The sequence below is a fragment of the Geomicrobium sp. JCM 19037 genome, from assembly GCF_000698105.1.
GTDB lineage: Bacteria > Bacillota > Bacilli > Bacillales > Marinococcaceae > Geomicrobium_A.
On sequence record NZ_BAWZ01000023.1, the window covers coordinates 18,663 to 37,817 of the forward strand.

Annotated in this window: 13 protein-coding genes and 5 pseudogenes; 13 read left to right on the plus strand and 5 right to left on the minus strand. The window is 45.5% G+C overall.

Annotated features, from left to right (window positions below):
- The first annotated feature begins 7 nt into the window (after positions 1-7).
- Positions 8-721: an orotidine-5'-phosphate decarboxylase gene (gene pyrF, locus JCM19037_RS13455; protein WP_042401948.1), complete on the plus strand. Its 714-nt coding sequence runs from the start codon at positions 8-10 to the stop codon at positions 719-721.
- Between the two features lie 13 nt (positions 722-734).
- The gene (gene pyrE / locus JCM19037_RS13460) at positions 735-1,364 is read left to right on the plus strand and encodes an orotate phosphoribosyltransferase (protein ID WP_042401950.1); all 630 of its coding nucleotides are present in this window, start codon (positions 735-737) and stop codon (positions 1,362-1,364) included.
- 410 nt (positions 1,365-1,774) lie between these two features.
- Here the strand turns inward: pyrE and JCM19037_RS13465 are convergent, their stop codons facing one another.
- From JCM19037_RS13465 to JCM19037_RS13475, 4 genes and pseudogenes are all read right to left on the minus strand, one after another.
- Positions 1,775-2,023: a hypothetical protein gene (locus JCM19037_RS13465; protein ID WP_042401952.1), complete on the minus strand. Its 249-nt coding sequence runs from the start codon at positions 2,021-2,023 to the stop codon at positions 1,775-1,777.
- Positions 2,024-2,315: 292 nt separating this feature from the next.
- Positions 2,316-3,083, minus strand: coding sequence for a cation:dicarboxylate symporter family transporter (locus JCM19037_RS13470; RefSeq protein WP_307189809.1), 768 nt, complete (start codon positions 3,081-3,083; stop codon positions 2,316-2,318).
- Positions 3,032-3,478 (minus strand): cation:dicarboxylate symporter family transporter, encoded by a 447-nt coding sequence (locus tag JCM19037_RS29405; protein WP_307189810.1) that lies wholly within the window; start codon positions 3,476-3,478, stop codon positions 3,032-3,034. Before JCM19037_RS29405 ends, JCM19037_RS13470 begins: the two co-directional genes overlap by 52 nt.
- A gap of 13 nt (positions 3,479-3,491) precedes the next feature.
- A pseudogene (locus tag JCM19037_RS13475) lies at positions 3,492-5,194 on the minus strand (NFACT family protein).
- 97 nt (positions 5,195-5,291) lie between these two features.
- Here JCM19037_RS13475 and JCM19037_RS13480 point away from each other — a divergent pair.
- Positions 5,292-7,987 (plus strand): annotated as a pseudogene (locus tag JCM19037_RS13480) (calcium-translocating P-type ATPase, SERCA-type).
- A gap of 147 nt (positions 7,988-8,134) precedes the next feature.
- Here the strand turns inward: JCM19037_RS13480 and JCM19037_RS13485 are convergent.
- Complete coding sequence (locus tag JCM19037_RS13485) at positions 8,135-9,040, minus strand: VanW family protein (RefSeq protein WP_052363889.1); 906 nt, start codon at positions 9,038-9,040, stop codon at positions 8,135-8,137.
- 242 nt (positions 9,041-9,282) lie between these two features.
- Here JCM19037_RS13485 and JCM19037_RS13490 point away from each other — a divergent pair, with 242 nt between their 5' ends.
- The 10 genes and pseudogenes from JCM19037_RS13490 (at position 9,283) to rlmN (ending at position 19,153) form a co-directional block, all read left to right on the plus strand.
- The gene (locus JCM19037_RS13490; protein ID WP_042401954.1) at positions 9,283-10,152 is read left to right on the plus strand and encodes a YicC/YloC family endoribonuclease; all 870 of its coding nucleotides are present in this window, start codon (positions 9,283-9,285) and stop codon (positions 10,150-10,152) included.
- 27 nt (positions 10,153-10,179) lie between these two features.
- Positions 10,180-10,440: an extracellular matrix/biofilm regulator RemA gene (remA, locus tag JCM19037_RS13495; protein WP_042401957.1), complete on the plus strand. Its 261-nt coding sequence runs from the start codon at positions 10,180-10,182 to the stop codon at positions 10,438-10,440.
- 18 nt (positions 10,441-10,458) lie between these two features.
- Positions 10,459-11,076, plus strand: coding sequence for a guanylate kinase (gene gmk / locus JCM19037_RS13500; RefSeq protein WP_042401960.1), 618 nt, complete (start codon positions 10,459-10,461; stop codon positions 11,074-11,076).
- On the plus strand, positions 11,077-11,274 hold the full coding sequence (gene rpoZ / locus JCM19037_RS13505) for a DNA-directed RNA polymerase subunit omega (protein ID WP_042401962.1): 198 nt from the start codon (positions 11,077-11,079) through the stop codon (positions 11,272-11,274).
- 846 nt (positions 11,275-12,120) lie between these two features.
- Positions 12,121-13,347, plus strand: a complete 1,227-nt coding sequence (coaBC, locus tag JCM19037_RS13515) for a bifunctional phosphopantothenoylcysteine decarboxylase/phosphopantothenate--cysteine ligase CoaBC (RefSeq protein ID WP_307189811.1) — start codon at positions 12,121-12,123, stop codon at positions 13,345-13,347.
- Positions 13,322-15,711, plus strand: a pseudogene (priA, locus tag JCM19037_RS13520) (primosomal protein N'). Before coaBC ends, priA begins: the two are co-directional and overlap by 26 nt.
- A gap of 58 nt (positions 15,712-15,769) precedes the next feature.
- Positions 15,770-16,713, plus strand: a pseudogene (fmt, locus tag JCM19037_RS13525) (methionyl-tRNA formyltransferase).
- Positions 16,703-17,125: a transcription antitermination factor NusB gene (locus JCM19037_RS23030; RefSeq protein ID WP_052363890.1), complete on the plus strand. Its 423-nt coding sequence runs from the start codon at positions 16,703-16,705 to the stop codon at positions 17,123-17,125. Before fmt ends, JCM19037_RS23030 begins: the two are co-directional and overlap by 11 nt.
- Positions 17,041-18,057 (plus strand): 16S rRNA (cytosine(967)-C(5))-methyltransferase RsmB, encoded by a 1,017-nt coding sequence (gene rsmB, locus JCM19037_RS13530; protein ID WP_081829318.1) that lies wholly within the window; start codon positions 17,041-17,043, stop codon positions 18,055-18,057. The genes JCM19037_RS23030 and rsmB overlap by 85 nt, the downstream gene beginning before the upstream one ends.
- Positions 18,058-18,116: 59 nt before the next feature.
- Positions 18,117-19,153 (plus strand): annotated as a pseudogene (gene rlmN, locus JCM19037_RS13535) (23S rRNA (adenine(2503)-C(2))-methyltransferase RlmN).
- Positions 19,154-19,155: the final 2 nt, after the last annotated feature.

Sequence of the window (19,155 nt, forward strand, 5' to 3'; positions counted from 1 at the left end):
TGTCTTAATGGAACACCCGTTATTCATTGCTCTAGATATGAGTTCGAAAGCGGAAGCTGAAGATTTTTTGAAGCGATTTGACGGTCGTTTACCCGCGTTAAAAGTGGGAATGGAACTTTTCTATACTGCAGGACCAGCCTTTATTCATAACCTGAAAGAACGAGGACACCCTCTCTTTTTAGATGTGAAGTGTCATGATATCCCGAAAACTGTGGAACGCACGATGAAGCAAATTGCCGGATTAGGTGTCGATCTTGTGACGACCCATGCGCTTGGGGGTACCGAGATGATGGAGGCAGCAAGAGAAGGATTGGAACAAGGGCAAATCCACGGTCAAGCGCGTACAAAATGTATTGCGGTAACGGCACTTACGAGCATGACTGAACAAATGTTGCATGAACAATTACTCATCCAAACATCGCTAGATGAAACCGTTCGCCACTTGGCGAAAGAGACGATCACTGCCGGTTTGGACGGCGTCGTTTGTTCCGTACATGAGGTCCGTGACTTAAGACGGAGCGTAGCAGATGATATTTTTACGCTTACGCCAGGCATACGTATGGCCGGTGCGGACACTCATGACCAAAAGCGATCGGCAACACCTGAAACCGCGAGAGCCGAAGCGAGCAGTGCGATTGTCGTCGGACGGGCAATTACCGAAAGTGTGGACCCTGTTGCCACGTATGACCAGATTTATGAACGATGGCACGGTTTGTCGTAAAGGAGAGAAAATGATGGAAGCAAATAAAGAAATTGCAAAACAGTTGTTAGCGATTCAAGCAGTAAGTTTAAAACCGAACGAGCCATTCACGTGGGCATCAGGCATTCAGGCGCCCATTTATTGTGATAACCGCTTAACGTTATCGCACCCGAAACTGCGGACATTTATTGCTGATCAGTTCAACGAACTCATCGGTGCGAAGTTTCCAGAAGCTGACGTCGTTGCTGGAACAGCAACAGCAGGCATTCCCCATGCAGCACTCGTCGCTGAGCGCATGGAGTTGCCGATGATTTACGTGCGAGGAAAGGCGAAGGCCCACGGAAAAGGGAACCAAATCGAAGGACAATTACTCGCCGGTCAAAAGGTTGTCATAGTTGAAGATCTCGTGTCAACGGGAGGCAGCTCTTTGCAAGCCGCAAAAGCAGTCGTTGATGCAGGGGGGCAAGTGCTCGGGATTGTGGCCATTTTCTCTTACGGCTTAGATGCAGCCATAAACAATATGGAATCGGAAAACGTGCCGTTATATACGCTCACTGACTTCCAGACGTTGCTTGACGTTTCCCAATCGGAAGGCACACTCTCAAAGCGAGAGTACGACAAATTAGTAAGATGGCAACAAGCACCAAATGACTGGCAAACGTAAGACGGTAGTTACTTACATACAAAAGCTTTCGTAGAGGTGAAGGGGCTTGGTAGCAGAGCCTGTTATATGTGTGAACGTTTATTAAGCTGTCACCGAAAACGAGCTAGTTAGGATCAACTTAACATTTTCCTAGTTGCGCAGTTTGTTGTTGCTTTCCACTGCAGGCGGTTGCTTGTAGTCCAGACTACAAGGGCAACATTGGTAGCCAAAAGACAGCCACCGTGTTTTCTATGTACTCCAGAGCATAAGTGCAACATCGGTGGTCAAAGTACGCCTACCGTGTTTTTTTGACACTCCGTAGCACAAGTGCGACATCGGTTCGGTGCTGCCTCCTGGCTACGGTGTGTTGAAAAAGTCCAAATGCCCCATATATTCATATTTGTGACACTTGAGAAAGAAAAATCATGATTTTACACGTGAATGTGCACATAAATGGTGTCAACTGTCACAAATCGTGCGATTTGTGACAGTTGCGCGCCGAAAGTGCCCGGTTTGAGGGCTGGATTGTCACATACGTGCCCGGCCATCACATGCTTGTGCCAGGTGATGAGCTCGGTCGCGATTTTTAACCCTTCGGCATACGTTTTCGTGCCCCAACCTTTGCGGTGACGAACAACGATCGGCAACGAGGTGAATTTCAACACGCAATACGAAAGCACTCACCCGCAAAGACCCCTCTCGGTCATCCGATTCAATGAAATTCTTTCGTTCAACTTATATAGTTAGGATCAACGTAACATTTTCCTGATTTGTTCAGTTGTTGGGTGTTGGGTTGGATGGGATAGCGCGGTGCCATTTTGCACGTAAGTTTACACTTTCTGCGTTCACGTTTAGCGTGGCGGGTTCGTTCTGAAACGACGTGTACCTTCTGAAACTTTCACTTAGAAAAAGCCCAACATATAATCTTATATGTTGGGCTTTCAGTAATTTCTGCAACTAGATGACTTTTCATTACCCTCGGTTTTTTCCGTGAACGAATCGGTCGACGAGCATGGCGATCGCGCCGTCGCCGGTCACGTTTGTTGCTGTTCCGAAGCTGTCTTGTGCCATGTAAAGTGCGATCATGATGCCAACAGCGGCTTCAGTGAAGCCAAGCATCGTCGTGAGCAGTCCAAGGGAGGCAATGACGGCACCGCCAGGTACGCCTGGAGCGGCAATCATAATTACAGCAAGCGCAAAGATAAACGGCAACATGTTCGCAAATGTCGGTGTAGCTAAATCACCAAACATCATCATAACGGTCGTAGCAGCCATAACAATCGTTATCGTACTGCCTGCGAGGTGGATGTTGGCCCCGAGTGGGATGACGGTCTCTGCCATGCTGTGTCGGACGTTATTTTTCTTTGCGGCCTCTACGGTAACGGGAATCGTCGCTGCACTCGACATCGTTCCGAGCCCGGTGAAATAGGCAGGTAGCATGTTTTTAATGGACGTAAACGGGTTTCTACCAGTAACCGCTCCAGCTGTCGTGAACGTGCCGAGCAAGTAGATCCAATGCGTTCCAATTGCAAGGATAAGAACGAGTGCAAAGGAAGCGAGTGTTTCCCATACTGTACCGTCTGCGGCCATTTCTGCAAAGATGCTTGCAATATAAAAAGGCAATAACGGGATGACGACGTTCCATAACAGCTTTTCGATGATTGTTTTTCCTTCATCGAAGAATCGCTTCAATGTTGGAGATTCGGTTCTCGCAATGCCGATCCCGAAAACAAAGGCCATGACGAGAGCGGTAATGACCCTAGTGCTGGGTCGATTTCAAGTTCGAACAGCGGAGAGAAGCCACTTTCTTCACCAACATTGGGTTGTGATTCGGTAATGAATAAAGGAAGAACAATAAGTGCAATCACAAACGATAACACACCGGCGAGCACAGATGAGATGTAAGCAATTCCTGCGCTTAATCCTAACGTTTTGCCTGAGTCAGCGCCCATGCTAGCGACACCACTCGTAATAAAAAATAGAATCACAAAAGGGATAATAAAACCTAAAAACTGACCGAAAATCATCTGAAAGGTGACGACAGTTTCCATAACAGCTGAAGGGAGTTGGGTCGCCACGAGTCCGATAACAATCCCGGCGACAATCCCGATGAGCAATTTAATGATGAGTTTCATTCGCTTCTCCTCTCTATTGCTTGAGTTGGTTTACAACAGCCGGATCGGGTGTCACGTAGACGGTGCGCTGTTCATCGTAAGTAACAAACCCTGGTTTTGCCCCGTTTGGTTTTTTCACATGCCGAATGAGCGTGTAGTCGACTGGGACAGACCCGGATTCTTTCGCTTTTGAATGATAGGCGGCGAGTTGAGCGGCTTCCTGAAGGGTCTCCTCACTATATTCTTCGGCGCGAATGACAACATGTGAACCAGGAATGTCTTTCGTATGCAACCACGTATCCGTCTTTCTAGCAAACTTCATCGTCACATATTCATTTTGTTTGTTGTTTTTCCCTACATAGATGTCTATACCTTCACTTGAGCGAAAATGATCGGGTTTTGGTTTTTCAACTTTTTTCTTTTTGTTTTTTTGCTGTTTGTTCTTCAAGTAACCTTCTTCTTCTAATTCTTCTCGTACTTCTCGTAAATCTGCTTGAGCGATCGATTGTAGCTGTTGCAACAGACCATCAAAATAGTCAATCTCACTTTTCGTCTGTTTGAGCTGTTCGACAACCGCTTTTTGGGCGTTTTTCGCTTTATTGTATCTTTTGAAGTACATTTGAGCGTTGTCTGCCGGCGTTTTTTCTGGGTCAAGCTCGATCACAATTGTGGCACCTTCAGGGTCATAATAGTCCATAACTTCAGCTTTTGAATCGCCAAGCTTTAGTTGGTGCATATGCGCAGTCAAAAGTTCCCCGTATTTCTGATTTTGCAAATCGTCTTCTGCTGAACGAGACGTAGCGAATAATTTCTTTTGCTTTCTTTCGTTCTTTTGCAGTTGGTTTCGAATAAAGCGATCAAGGTCGTACGCTTGCTGCTTTACGCGATCTCTTTCCGCTTTGCCTCGATAGAACCATCAATCATTTCGTTCACCGTTTCGTATCGGCTCGTTTCACCACCAAGATGCTCAAGAGGGAAAAGATAGAAGTACTCTTTTTGATGATGGGTCATGACGACAGGTTCGACCTGATGATTTCGAACACGGTCCATCGTCGTTAGAAAGGCACGAACGAGTGATTGTCGTCCTCCTGATCCAGCGACATGAACCATTTCTTTTGTAATGAGTGGGCTTAATCCTGAATAGCTGTTTAACAATTGTTTGTCCAGGCGCCCGCCGTTCCAATCGATCTTACGAAGCAGATCCTCGTCACTTGCGGAAAAAGGATTGTTTTTATGTTGGCTTGGCGGCGGGGTATACGCTTGTCCTGGCAGCAGTGTTCGATGACGGTTTACAGCAGGAGATACGTGCTTAATAGCGTCAATAAGCTGGTCCTCGTCATCAATTAAAAGTAAGTTGCTATGCTTACCCATAATCTCAATGTGCAATCGCTTTTCTTCGCGATCGCCAATTTCATCAGTTCCTTCAATTGTTAGTTGTGCGATTCGCTCCATCCCAACTTGTGAAATGTCGCGAATGAATCCACCTTCCAGATGCTTTCGTAAAATCCGGCAAAACATCGGTGGTTCTTTATGGCTCGCCTCAGGGGCTTCGCTAAAATGCATTCTTGCGAAACTTGGGTGAATAGAAAAAAGCACCGTATGATTTTGACGGTGGTTACGGATCGTTACGTACACTTCAGTATTGGTTGGTTGTTTTATTTTTGTAATTCTTCCATTGAGTAATGCTTCTTGCCATTCGTTTATGACAGAACGAAGCACCAATCCATCAAAAGACATCGAATCACCCTTTCTTGCAATGAACAGTATAGCATGTTTTGTCCCATTGCTGAATAGGATGGATTATTGAGAAGTCCAAGCTGTGGGGTGGGAAGAGATGAAATGGCACCAGACGGATCCATATGCCGTATACAAAGCGTTAAATACGGACAGTGAAGAAGGGTTAAGTAAAGAAGAAGCGGCTAGACGATTACACATCCACGGTCCAAATCGTTTAATGGAAGAAAAAAGCACACCTTGGCCGATTTTGTTCATGGAGCAATTCAAAGATTTTATGGTCATGATTTTACTTGTGGCCACTTTTGTATCTGGGCTTCTAGGTGAATACATCGACGCGCTCGTCATTATGGGGATTGTGCTCGTCAATGCATTGCTCGGCTTCTTTCAAGAACGGAAAGCAGAACGCTCGCTACATGCGTTAAAAGAGCTATCTGCCCCCGAAGTGACGGTGCTTCGTAACGGGAAGTGGCAAAGCATTCCGTCCGCAGATGCGGTGCCTGGGGACATTGTCCAACTTGAAAATGGCGACCGAATCAGTGCAGACATTCGTCTCATTGAGACGATGAGGCTAGCGATTGAAGAGTCATCCCTCACGGGAGAGTCAGTGGCAGCGGAGAAATACGAAGGGTTATTGCATGATGAGAAAGCGCCACTAGCCGACCAACATAACATGGCGTTTGCCGGAACGCTCGTAACGAGAGGGCGAGGCAGGGGAATAGTCGTGGGTACCGGCATGAAAACCGAGATGGGAAAGATCGCCCATTTGTTGCAAACGACAGAAACGGTCATGACTCCGTTACAACGCCGTCTTGCACAACTAGGCAAAGTGCTAATTATCGGTGCGATTTTGCTCACCATTCTCGTTGTAGTGCTTGGTATTTTGCAAGGGCAACCGACGTATGAAATGTTTCTTGCGGGTGTGTCTCTTGCCGTTGCTGCGATTCCTGAAGGATTGCCTGCGATTGTGACCGTCGCTTTAGCACTAGGAGTACAACGGATGATTCGCTATAAAGCCATTGTGAGAAGACTTCCGGCGGTAGAAACACTCGGATGCGCGTCCATCATTTGTTCTGATAAAACCGGAACATTGACGAAAAATGACATGACGGTCACGGAAGTTTGGACTTGGTCGGAACACGTCGCTCTGGACGGTGTAGGTTTGACCGGATCATTTACGAATAACGGCGTACCGACAAAAGGGTCTAGAGATATTCAAGACGTTCTTTATTATGGATTAATTTGTAATAATGCAGAACTAAAACGGACGACCGAGGAAGATCGCAAATCAAACATTACGACGGAGCAACAGTACACATTGAGTGGAGAACCAACGGAGTCCGCCCTCGTACTAGCAGCGGCCCGTGGGGGATGGTTTTATGAAGACGTGTCCCGTTCCGTAACAAGAATCGATGAACTACCATTCGATTCAACAAGAAAAAGAATGACCGTCGTGATGAAACAAAAAGACGGCAAAAAGTTCGTCGTCACAAAAGGGGCACCAGATGTACTCATTTCAAGGTGTACAACGATCCAAGTAAATGGCCACGTCAAACCACTAACGAAAGAAATGAAGCAAAAGTGGGAAAGAAGTGTTAGTCAATTTGCTTCTCAAGCGTTACGGACAATTGCGGTTGCGGTCCGGCCGTTGCCAGAAGGGAACCATGAAGCGGCTGATGTGGAGTCAAATATGACACTTATCGGACTAGAAGCATGATGGACCCACCAAGACCAGACGTTAAGGATGCCATCCATGAGTGCCGTGAGGCAGGAATTAAAACGGTAATGATTACTGGGGATCACGTGGAAACGGCGCGGGCAGTGGCTAAAAGTTTGAACATGTTGCCTGACCACGGCAAAGTCATGACTGGGCAACAGCTCGATCAATTGAGCACAGAAGATTTTAAGCGAGAAGTCGGAAAAACGTATGTTTTTGCTCGTGTAACCCCTGAACATAAATTAAAAATTGTAAAGTCTATGCAGTCCAACGGCCACGTCGTTGCGATGACAGGTGATGGTGTGAATGATGCCCCAGCATTAAAAGCGGCGGATATCGGGGTTGCCATGGGGAAAACGGGGACAGATGTCGCCAAAGAAGCAGCGGCACTCGTACTTGCTGACGACCATTTCTCGACGATTAAAGCGGCGATTGAAGAAGGAAGAAATATATACGATAACATCCGAAAGTTTATTCGTTATATGCTCGCTTCCAACGTCGGAGAAATTCTTGTTATGCTATTTGCACTGTTGCTTGGCTTGCCACTCCCACTTGTGGCGATACAAATTCTATGGATAAATCTTGTTACCGATGGCTTGCCAGCGATGGCACTTGGGGTTGACCGTGCAGAAAGTGATGTAATGAAACGCGCTCCACGGCATCCGAATGAAGGGATTTTTGCTAGAGGGCTAGGAACGAAAGTCATTACGAGAGGGTTGTTAATTGGTCTTGCAACGTTAGCAGCATTTGTCATTACACTTTATGGAAGTGGTGGATTGCCAGATTTAACGAAAGCACAGACGGTTGCGTTTACAACACTCGTCGTTGCCCAGCTCATCCATGTATTTGATTGCAGAAGCGAGTATTCAGTCTTTCACCGAAACCCGTTCGGTAATCGAACGCTCGTATTTGCTGTACTTCTGTCATTCATCATGATGCTTGCGGTCGTATACGTACCATTCTTACAACCGATCTTCTATACAACCGCATTATCGCTAAACGAATGGTTCTTAATTATCGGTCTCGCAGCAATTCCAACCGTTGCTCTAAGCTGGTCTGGTTTAAGAAGGAAACAATAATAACATTATGTAAACAAAAAGCAGCCCTAGGATGGGCTGCTTTTTTTGTGAGAAAGTGAGAGCTGACGCGATTAGGTTTACGAAATATAAAAGAAAAAGGGCTAACGGCCATATTGGCATCATTAGCCCCGAACCCCGGTAATTGTTTTACAAACTCGTCGATGCCCTCACGTTAAATGTAACGTTACCGCTTGATGCATCCACATCTCCTGTGATCATTACCGGAATGTCATGATTGTTTTGAAATTTGAGATCCGCCCATCCCCAACTGACCATCGCATCTTCGCCTTCAGGGACGTAATCGATCGGTAAGGAGTGGTGATGACGTTCGGTAACATCCAGTCCAGCATCGGCAATGGCATTGTATAACGTTGTTGACGTTTGACAAATGCCTCCACCCATGCCGTTCGTAAATTCACCGTCTACGATAACATTTGCCTCTTGATACCCTCGTTCAGCACTCGCTTGCCCGACGACTTCATGGAAGGAGAAAGAATCCCCTGGACCGAGGACGACACGATTGATACTTTCCGTCGATATTCGGATGTTCTCGACTCTACCGGTCGTATTGGTGTTAAAAGAAGTTGTAAAGGAGCCGATCACTTCGGCACCAATATTCTCTAAATCATCTTCTGATACGTTTGGTTCGTTAATGTCAAGTGGAAGTTGAATCTCTCGCCCATAGTAAGAAGCGTCAAGCACGCGTTCTACGAGCTCGCCTTCTCTTAGAATGACTTCGCTTCTTCCACCTTCTAAAGCGCCGTCAATATTCTTAGGGGTTTGCATGGAACGATCATAACCCTCTTCGCCTCTGGCCAAGTTTTTCGCCCAGCCGGATAAATAATCCTCATTGAGTTGGTCTGCCTCTAATTCAACTCGAAAATCGTCATTGCCTTCTTCGTATACGACGACTTTCTTCTCCGGAGCTGTCTTCATCTCATTCTCGGCGTGAACCGAGGAGACGGATGCGACAGAGGTAGGTTGGTCTACCGTCCCGCAACTTGCTAGAAATGCTGTACAAATAATCATTGGAAATAAGGTATGTTTCTTCATCACAAACCTCCATATATATCTTATCTATATTGTCGATATCTTGAAATAAAAGTTACATATAATTGTAATGTCACTGTCATTAATATACCATAAATTGGTATGAAATTGTGAGATTGATCATTGACATATGCCGACAAAATCCTCCTTTCTCATGTCAGAACACGCATAAATAGGCGCGTACTTGTTGTTCTCTTGAAAAACGTATACAATAAACGGGTGGATGTGATGACTGTAATGAAAGCATGACCGGATATGGTCGTTCCAACTTCTCGAGCGACCGTGAACATGTCATTGTTGAGATAAAGAGTGTGAATCACCGCTTTTTTGACGTGTCAATGCAACTTCCAGATGAGTATTTGGAAATGGAGTCAGCCATTACAGCACGAATAAAAAAGCAGATTCATAGAGGGAAAATACACGTTTTGATTACGGTCAAAGCGAGTGAACATCAAAAGCAGACGGTGTCTGTTGATTGGGCACTTTTTGATCAGTATGTAAAGGTAGCTAAAAACATGATCGATCGTCATGAAATTATAGAAAAGCAGCTCTCTTTTGGTGAGTGGCTTTTTCGAACAAATATCATTTTCGAAAGTACGAGCATGGATAGGACGTCAACATTCGCAGCGGACGTATTCAAAGCCGTAGAAGAAGCGATACTCGAAATGATGTCGATGCGTAGTGATGAAGGCAAGCACTTGCAAACAGATATTGAAAAACGCTTACAAAGTGTGAGACGATATACGGAGGCAATTTCAGCCCACCAACATGAAGCGACCGAACAGTTTCGTGAGAAGTTAACGACCCGAATGAAGGAAATGGGTGTTGGCATTGACATTGACGATGATCGGTTAATGACAGAAGTTGCGATTATGGCTGAAAAAAGTGATATTTCCGAGGAATTGACTCGACTAGCATCTCATGCAGAGCAGTTCGAACAAGTCATGGGTGAAGCTGGACCGATTGGGCGCAAGTTGGACTTTATTTTACAAGAAATGAATCGTGAGGCGAATACAATCGGTTCCAAAGTAAAGGGAACAGCCATTCCTAGTTTGGTCATTGAAGTAAAAGCAACGCTCGAAAAGCTAAAGGAACAAGTGCAAAACATCGAGTAACCGATGTGCAGAGAGTGAGGGTTTCTATTGAATGTAAAGTTAATTAATATCGGTTTTGGTAATATGGTATCTGCAAACCGCATCATCTCGATTGTAAGTCCCGAATCTGCACCGATAAAACGAATTATCCAAGAAGGCAGAGACCGCAATATGTTGATTGATGCTACATATGGAAGACGAACGAGGGCGGTTATCATCGCCGACAGCGACCATGTCATTTTGTCAGCAGTACAACCAGAAACGGTCGCACAAAGACTGCACTCAAAAGACGAATCTGAAGAAGATTAACCGAAGGAAGTGAACAGCTTGAAAAAAGATCCAGGTCTGTTGATTGTTCTTTCAGGACCAGCAGGGGTCGGTAAAGGAACGGTCTGCAATGCTCTTCGAAGTGTTGACCAACGGGTCTCCTACTCCGTGTCCGCAACAACAAGAGAACCACGTGAAGGCGAGCAAGAAGGCGTCAACTACTTCTACAAATCAAAAGAAGAATTCGAGCGCATGATTGCTCATGATGAACTGCTGGAATGGGCAAAGTACGTGGATAATTACTACGGCACGCCGCTCCACTATGTTCAAGAAACAGTGAAAAAAGGGTCCGACATTATTTTAGAAATTGAAGTTCAAGGTGCAGCGAAAGTGAAACAAAAGTACCCAGACGGTATTTTTATTTTTCTTGCCCCACCGAACTTGGCAGAACTTCGAAAAAGGATTGAAGGCCGAGGTACGGAGGAAATGGACTTAATCAATCAGCGAATGGACGTTGCAAAAGCCGAGATTGAGATGATGGCGCAATATGATTACGTCGTCGAAAATGATCAAGTTGAACGTGCTGTTGAGCGAATCCAAGCGATTGTACAAGCGGAGCACTTAAGGCAAGAGCGTGTGATTGACCATTATCGAAACCAAGTGGAGGTGAATGAATAAATGTTATATCCATCCATTGATTCATTGTTAAAACGAATTGATAGCAAGTACTCACTAGTGACGATCTCAGCGCAGAGAGCGCGAGCACTTCAAGAAACAGAAGAAGGATCACAAGGTGTTGAAAAACCGGTATCAAGAAAATATGTCGGTGTTGCTCTAGAGGAAATCGAAGACGGATACTTGAGCATTAAAAAGTAACAGGGGTTTTCTAAATCGAGAAGGGTGGTTCGCCGCCTTTCTCGATTTTTTTCAAGTTTAGATACGTTGAACGTTAGATTTGCCATATGGGCGCTATATAAGTTGAACTAATGAATGTCACTCAATTGTAGGTTAGGTGTTGTTCTAGGATTTTGTACTACTCCAACTGGTTCTACTTAAATCGTCTGACTCAACCTTAAAAAAGGGATTGGGAGGAGACTGTCGTTCATTTCCTGTAAAGGCGGGCGATCTGCTTCCATAAACGTCTGTTTGGAAGCAGACGTCCATGGATTGGAACTAAAACAGGACCAAAACGGGTATGGTCGGTGAATCTGTTTCCAATCCAAGCTCTTTGGAAGCAAAAAAAGTATTCAGCTACCCCAAAATCCTATGGAGACTTCGCCCGATGATCCCCCTTGGAAAGGTGATGGGAATCAAGTACCAACAACGCAAATCAGGAAAATCTAAAATTCTCACGATATCGATCTCCGCGAAAGAAGGATGTAGGAGTTTTTATAGGGTCGTCATCCGGTATGGGATGACTTTCTCAGATTTGACCACGTGCTCGGCTGATATTGTACCATTGGGCTTGATGGGATGTGATTTCTAGCTGCTATGGTAAGATTATCGATCCATTCCCCGCTCCAACGTTCAGCCCGCATGCTCGGCAAGTCTATGTAGCTCTTTGTAGTTGCTTCACTAGTAACGAATAAACCCTGCTCTGCCGTCAGATGAATTTCTTTTAAACATTATATATAGAAGCAAACGAGCGAAAGCATCAGGCGCGATGAAAGGTACATAATGGTGTTATACTAGCAACAAGGACAAAGAGAAAGGAGTGGCATGATGAAAAACAAAAAGGTTGTACTCTGTGTGACAGGAGGAGTTGCGGCGTTTAAAGCCGCGGCATTTGCTTCGAAGTTAAAGCAAACAGGCGCGAGCGTGAAAGTCATTATGACAGAAAGCGCAAAGCAATTTGTCACGCCACTTACATTCCAATCGTTAACACGAGACCGTGTGTATGAAAATACATTTATAGAAGAAGATGTTGAAGTTATTGCTCATATTGACGTAGCGGACTGGGCGGATGCGTTTATCGTTGTTCCAGCTACAGCAAACTTTATTGGGAAGTACGCGAATGGGATTGCCGATGATATGCTCACGTCAACGTTACTTGCCACACGAGCCCCTGTCTATCTTGCGCCGGCGATGAATGTGAACATGTATGAACATCCAGCTGTTGTAGAAAACATGGACCGTCTTCGGTCCCGTGGCGTGAAGTTTGTTGAGCCAGGCGCTGGCTATTTGGCGTGTGGCTGGATCGGCAAAGGCAGGCTTTCAGAACCTGAAGATTTATTGGCCTATTTACAGCAAGAGCTTGAAGCCGAAACATCCGACCTTAAAGGCAAAACATTTGTCGTTACTGCAGGTCCTACGAGAGAAGTGATTGATCCGGTAAGGTTTATTAGCAATCGCTCATCTGGAAAAATGGGGTATAGCATTGCCCGAGCAGCAGCAGAACGAGGGGCAGAAGTCATACTCATCAGTGGTCCTGTCACTTTAGACGTTCCGGTCGGTGTGACACGTGTCTCTGTAACGAGTGCAGAAGAAATGTATGAACAAACGCTTGCCTATTATGACGAAGCTGATGTGGTTATAAAAACCGCTGCAGTGTCTGACTATCGACCTGTCGATCGAGATGAGCATAAAGTGAAGAAGCAAGACGGCACGCTCACACTCGAATTTGAGCGAACGAAAGATATATTAGAAGAACTCGGAAGAAAGAAGACGAACCAAGTTCTTATCGGGTTTGCTGCCGAGACAAGAGACGTGATTCGGTATGCTGAAGACAAGTTAGAAAGAAAGAACTTGGATTTGATCGTCGCCAACAATGTGAATGACGACACCATTGGATTTGAAAGCGATGAGAATGAAATTACGATTATCCGAAAAGACCGCTCCAACGAACCGCTAGCACGTTCAGAGAAGTCCGCACTCGCTCAGAAAATTGTGGAAGAAGCACGTCAGTTACTGGAAGGAGCCGGTAATCGTGTACGCGAAGGTGATCGTTGATGTGCCGGCCGGTGGCGTGGATCGCACGTTTGATTACCGCTTAAAAGAAGAACACATAAATGTGGCAACTGCGGGTATGCGTGTTCTCGTGCCGTTTGGAGCAAGAAAGCAAACGGGTTTTATTACTGAAATCACCTCTTCCTCAACGGTGAAAAAGGTCAAATCAATCCATGAGCTCCTCGATGTGACCCCTGTCCTCAATGGTGAACTGCTTGAACTCGGGCAATGGCTCGCAAAAGAAACGATCTGTTTTCAAATTACGGCGTTTCAGGCGATGATTCCTGCGGCAATGCGGGCAAAGGCCCAAAAACAATTGCATCGGAGTGATGACGAAGTTACGCGCTTGCCTATGGAAATTCAAGCGTTATTCGGACAGAAGACGACGATCGATTGGAAAGACGTGCCTCAACAAAAGAAGATCCTCACGCAAATTCAAACAGGGATTGTAGCTGGTCAATTGCGCGTAGGTTATAAACTGAAAGACAGTGCCAAACATCGAGAACAAAAAGCGGTCCGGGTCGTACAGACGGACGAAACGCCAAGCACGGACCAACAAAAGAAGACGCTTAACCTGATTACAAAAAAAGAGCAGCCCGTCGCCGTAGCATCGCTCATCAACGATGAGTCTCTAAGCCGCTCAACGATTCAAACGTTAGTAAAAAATGGTTTTTTAATTGAAGAGCATGTTGTAATTGAACGAAACCCTTATACTGCTGCAGAAGGGGACGGTAAAGAGCAAAAAGCGACACTGACAACGGATCAAACAACAGCAGTTCACGCACTAATACAAGGCGTGAAATCAAATCAAGCGAAAACGATGCTTCTTCACGGAGTGACCGGTAGTGGGAAGACTGAAGTGTATTTACAAGCGATTGAGGAAGTCATTCATGCTGGCAAAGAGGCCATTGTTCTCGTTCCAGAAATTTCCCTTACCCCGCAAATGGTCAACCGGTTTAAACGTAGGTTTGGAGATGCCGTAGCCGTCATGCACAGTGCCTTATCAACGGGAGAGCGGTATGACGAATGGATGAAAATTCAACGAAAAGAAGTGCAAGTTGTCGTCGGTGCGCGTTCCGCTGTGTTTGCTCCTTTTGAAGACATCGGCCTCATTGTGATTGATGAAGAACACGAAAGTAGCTATAAACAAGAAGATTACCCGAGGTATCATGCACGAGAGGTTGCGATTCGTCGTAGTGAAAATCATCAGTGTCCGGTGCTCTTAGGTAGTGCGACTCCGGCGTTGGAAAGTTATGCACGGGCGTTAAAAGGAGTTTACCAACTGTTGGAGCTTCCTAAACGTGTGAATGAGAAACCGTTGCCAGACATTCACTTTGCCGATTTGCGTGATGAACTGCGAAGTGGAAATCGTTCTGTTTTCTCTAAAGAATTGCTAGACAAGATTAAAGAGCGCCTCGAACGAAAAGAGCAGACGGTATTGTTTCTTAATCGAAGAGGTTTCTCTACATTTGTCATGTGTAGAAGCTGTGGGTTTGTTGGCATGTGCCTCACTGTGAAATCTCCCTTACGTATCACCAACGAGGAGAGCGATTAAAATGTCACTATTGCAGCTATGAAGAAGGGATGTATGAGACGTGTCCTGAATGTGAAAGTGATCAAATTCGTTATTTTGGGACAGGTACTCAACGGGTGGAAGAAGAATTGCAGAAACTTCTTCCCGAAGCGAAGATTATTCGTATGGATAACGACACGACGCAAAAGAAAGGCTCACATGAAAAGCTGTTGAAAGCATTTGGCAATCAAGAAGCCGACATCCTGCTCGGCACCCAGATGATTGCCAAAGGTCTCGACTTCCCGAACATTACACTCGCGGGCGTATTAACTGCGGACACACTATTAAACCTTCCAGACTTCAGAGCACCAGAGAGAACCTTTCAATTGCTTACCCAACTAGGTGGTCGAGCCGGTCGTGACGAATTGGAAGGAGAAGTCATTATCCAAACGTACACACCGGAGCATTACGCAGTCGCTCTCGCTGAAGGTCATGACTATGTCCGTTTCTTTCACCGGGAGATGCAGCAAAGAAAGGTCGCTGGTTATCCGCCTTATTATTATTTGTGTTTGATCACGTTTTCTCACGAATATTTAAAAGAGGCGATGAATGCATGTAGCTTTGCCGCTTCACGGTTAAAGGAGCGCCTCAGTGAGGGTGCGGTTATTTTAGGACCAACACCGTCACCAATTAGTCGGATCCAAGATAGATATCGATGCCAATGTTTGATAAAATATAAAGATGAGCCTCATCTCGTTCATGAGCTTCGTGAGTTGTTTGCTCATTACCAACAAGAAATTCATAAAGACAGCCGGTTTATGGCGATTGATCGCCACCCTAACTTATTCATGTAGCCCCCACGCTGTTGGGGGTTTTTGCACGAAAGTTGCATAATAAAGGAAGTGTAAATCAATGAAAATTGTGTTTATGGGTACACCTGACTTTGCCGTTCCTGTCCTTCAATCACTCGTCGAAGAGGGGCATGATATCATTCGCGTCGTTACCCAACCGGACCGACCGAAAGGTCGAAAGCGTGAACGGGTGAAAACACCTGTGAAGGTCGAGGCAGAAAAACATGGGATTGAAGTGTTTCAACCTGAAAAAGTCAGGGAGGAAGCTGCTGTTAAGCACGCCGTTTCTGGCGATCCTGATTTGATTGTAACGGCGGCATACGGGCAATTGTTACCGGAGTCGTTGCTCGAAGCACCGGTGCATGGAGCGATTAATGTCCACGCATCATGCTCCCGAAGTATCGCGGCGGTGCCCCGATCCACCAGGCAATTATTGATGGCGAAAGTGAAACCGGCGTAACCATTATGTACATGGTTAAAAAGCTCGATGCCGGGGCGATGCTTTCTCAAGAGCGAATAGCGATTGAGCCAACAGACACCGTTGGTACGATGCATGACAAGTTAAGTGAGCTTGGATCAAAGCTGTTGCTTCATACCGTCAAGCAGATTGAGACAGGGACAGCGAAAGCAACCGAGCAAGATGAAACGAAAGTTTCGTACGCACCGAATATTTCTCGTGCTGCTGAACGTATTGACTGGAAGAATTCTGCCCAAGCTGTTTATAACCAAATTCGCGGCATGAATCCGTGGCCGGTTGCACATACGCACTGGCGTGAGGAAATGGTCAAATGCTGGGAAGCAAGTATCGAATCATCCGTTTATGAAGGTGTCCCAGGAGAAGTGGTTCACGTGGACAGAGACACATTGATCATACGTGCAGGGGATGGTCAAGGCGTGAAGTTGCGAGTCGTTCAACCATCCGGGAAAAAGCGAATGCAGGTGGAAGATTATTTACGAGGCAAAGGGCAAGACATTCGAGTAGGAGATTGTTTTGATGACAAATGATGGCAAGCAAAATGCTCGGTTTGTTGCAGCAGAGGTGCTTCACCGTGTCTTCTTTAAGGGTTCATACAGCCATTTAGCGTTGGATGAGGAATTACGTAGTAAAAGCTTGGAAAACGCAGACCAACGATTTGTCACTGAAGTCGTTTATGGTACAGTAAAACGGAAAAATACAATTGATTACATCTTGAATGCTCAGCTTAAGCAACCGGTCGAAAAAAATGACAAGCGCATACAGACGATCTTACGATTGTCTGTATATCAAATGTTTTATATGGACCGAGTGCCTGAGCGGGCCGCCATTCATGAAGCGGTAGAACTCGCTAGCCGATGGGGGCGCAAAGGGTTAAAAGGCTCATTAACGGTGTTTTACGTAATGTGTCCAGAAAAGGGCAACCGAGTTTTGAGCACTTGAGCGTAACGGAACGGATTAGCTTAACGACTTCTCACCCGGAGTGGCTCGTCAATCGGTGGTTGAACGATTACGGCGAAGTCGAAACCCTTCGTATGTGTGAGGAAAATACGAAGCGGGGGTCTACAACACTTCGCACGAACACGAGAGAGGTATCAAGGTCTGATCTTCAGATTGAACTAAGTGAAGAACACGTTCAAACTCATGAAGGGAACATCGCACCTGAAGCGCTTCGCGTATTGGAAGGACATGCACGAAGTAGTTCGGCATACGAACGAGGGCGATTCACCATTCAAGATGAAAGTTCCATGCTCGTCGCAAGAGCACTAGATCCTAAGGCCGGCATGACGGTTTTAGATGCATGTGCTGCACCTGGTGGAAAGACAACACACATCGCTGAGCTCATGAATGATGAAGGGACGGTCGTTGCTAACGATATTCACGAACACAAACAGCGGCTCATTAATCAACAAGTGAACCGTCTAGGATTAACGTGTGTATCGACGCGTACGAGTGACGCAAAAACGTTGCCCGACCAGTTTCCCTCTCAAACGTTTGACCGGATTTTAGTTGATGCTCCTTGCAGTGGTTTAGGAGTTCTACGAAATAAACCAGATATCAAATGGAATACCGATGAAGAGAGAATTAAAGGCTTACCTGTCGTACAGCAAGAAATCTTGCAACAGGTCGCTCCTTTGCTGAAAGATTTTGGTGTACTCGTCTATAGTACGTGCACCGTCTTACCTGAAGAAAATGAACATGTTATTCGTAAGTTTATGGAAACTCACCCTGAATTTGCATTCGATCGCACACTTAGCGAACGTTTGACGATTGAAGCCGCAAAAACGGGGCAATGTACGATACTTCCTCACCACTACGGAAGTGATGGATTTTATATTTGTGCTCTAATAAAGAAAGGAAGTGCCGATTCGTGAAAACCGTAACAAAAAATAAACGAGACGTAACCGCTACTGCTGAAGGTTCGAAACGGTCGATTTTTTCATTAACGTTTGATGATTGGAAGCAATGGATGAGTGAGAACAGCCAACCGCAATTTCGTGCGAAACAGATGTATGAGTGGCTGTATCGAAAGCGGGTAGAAAGCGTCGATGAAATGACGAATTTACCGTTAGATTTACGTGAGAAACTAAATGAAGAATTTATGTTTACAAGACTGAAAGAAGTGCTTAGGCAAACATCTGTTGATGGAACCGAAAAGTTTCTGTTTGAATTACACGATGGCTATTCGATCGAAACCGTACTCATGCGTCACGATTACGGAAACAGCATTTGTGTTACCACTCAAGTTGGTTGTCGCCTAGGATGTACATTTTGTGCTTCAACACTTGGAGGTTTAAAAAGGAATTTAGAAGCAGGAGAAATTACCGCTCAAGTTCTTGATGTTCAACGTGCGTTAGACGAGACGGGAGAAGGGGTCGACTCGATTGTTGTCATGGGAATTGGCGAGCCGTTTGACAATTACGATCACTTGATGGGCTTTTTAAGAACGGTCAATCACGATGAAGGGTTGAACATAGGCGCTCGTCACATCACCGTATCAACGAGTGGTATGGTACCGAAAATTTATAAGTTTGCCGATGAAGGAATGCAAATTAACTTTGCGATCTCTTTACATGCACCAAACTCTGAAATTCGTGGCCGGTTAATGCCGATTAATAAAGCATTCCCAGTCTCTAACTGATGGACTCAATCGTTTATTATCAACAAAAAACGAAGCGTCGTGTCACGTTTGAATACGGCCTGTTTGGCGGCGTAAATGATCAGGTTGAACATGCTGAAGAATTGGCAGAGCTGATTAAAGATATTCGCTGTCACGTGAATTTGATTCCTGTTAATGACGTGCCTGAAAGAGATTATGTCCGAACATCAAGAGAAGATATTTTCGCGTTTGAAAAAACACTCAAAGATAAAGGGGTACTCGTGACGATACGCAGGGAGCAAGGGCATGATATTGATGCTGCATGCGGACAACTACGCGCGAAAGAACGTGCGGAAGAAACGAGGGAGTAAAT

Coding starts and splice junctions, on each gene's coding strand:
- pyrF (WP_042401948.1), top strand. CDS start 8: ATGGAACACCCGTTATTCATTGCTCTAGATATGAGTTCGAAAGCGGAA.
- pyrE (WP_042401950.1), top strand. CDS start 735: ATGGAAGCAAATAAAGAAATTGCAAAACAGTTGTTAGCGATTCAAGCA.
- JCM19037_RS13470 (WP_307189809.1), bottom strand. CDS start 3,083: ATGGCCTTTGTTTTCGGGATCGGCATTGCGAGAACCGAATCTCCAACA.
- JCM19037_RS29405 (WP_307189810.1), bottom strand. CDS start 3,478: ATGAAACTCATCATTAAATTGCTCATCGGGATTGTCGCCGGGATTGTT.
- JCM19037_RS13485 (WP_052363889.1), bottom strand. CDS start 9,040: ATGAAGAAACATACCTTATTTCCAATGATTATTTGTACAGCATTTCTA.
- JCM19037_RS13490 (WP_042401954.1), top strand. CDS start 9,283: ATGACCGGATATGGTCGTTCCAACTTCTCGAGCGACCGTGAACATGTC.
- rpoZ (WP_042401962.1), top strand. CDS start 11,077: ATGTTATATCCATCCATTGATTCATTGTTAAAACGAATTGATAGCAAG.
- coaBC (WP_307189811.1), top strand. CDS start 12,121: ATGAAAAACAAAAAGGTTGTACTCTGTGTGACAGGAGGAGTTGCGGCG.
- JCM19037_RS23030 (WP_052363890.1), top strand. CDS start 16,703: ATGACAAATGATGGCAAGCAAAATGCTCGGTTTGTTGCAGCAGAGGTG.
- rsmB (WP_081829318.1), top strand. CDS start 17,041: ATGGGGGCGCAAAGGGTTAAAAGGCTCATTAACGGTGTTTTACGTAAT.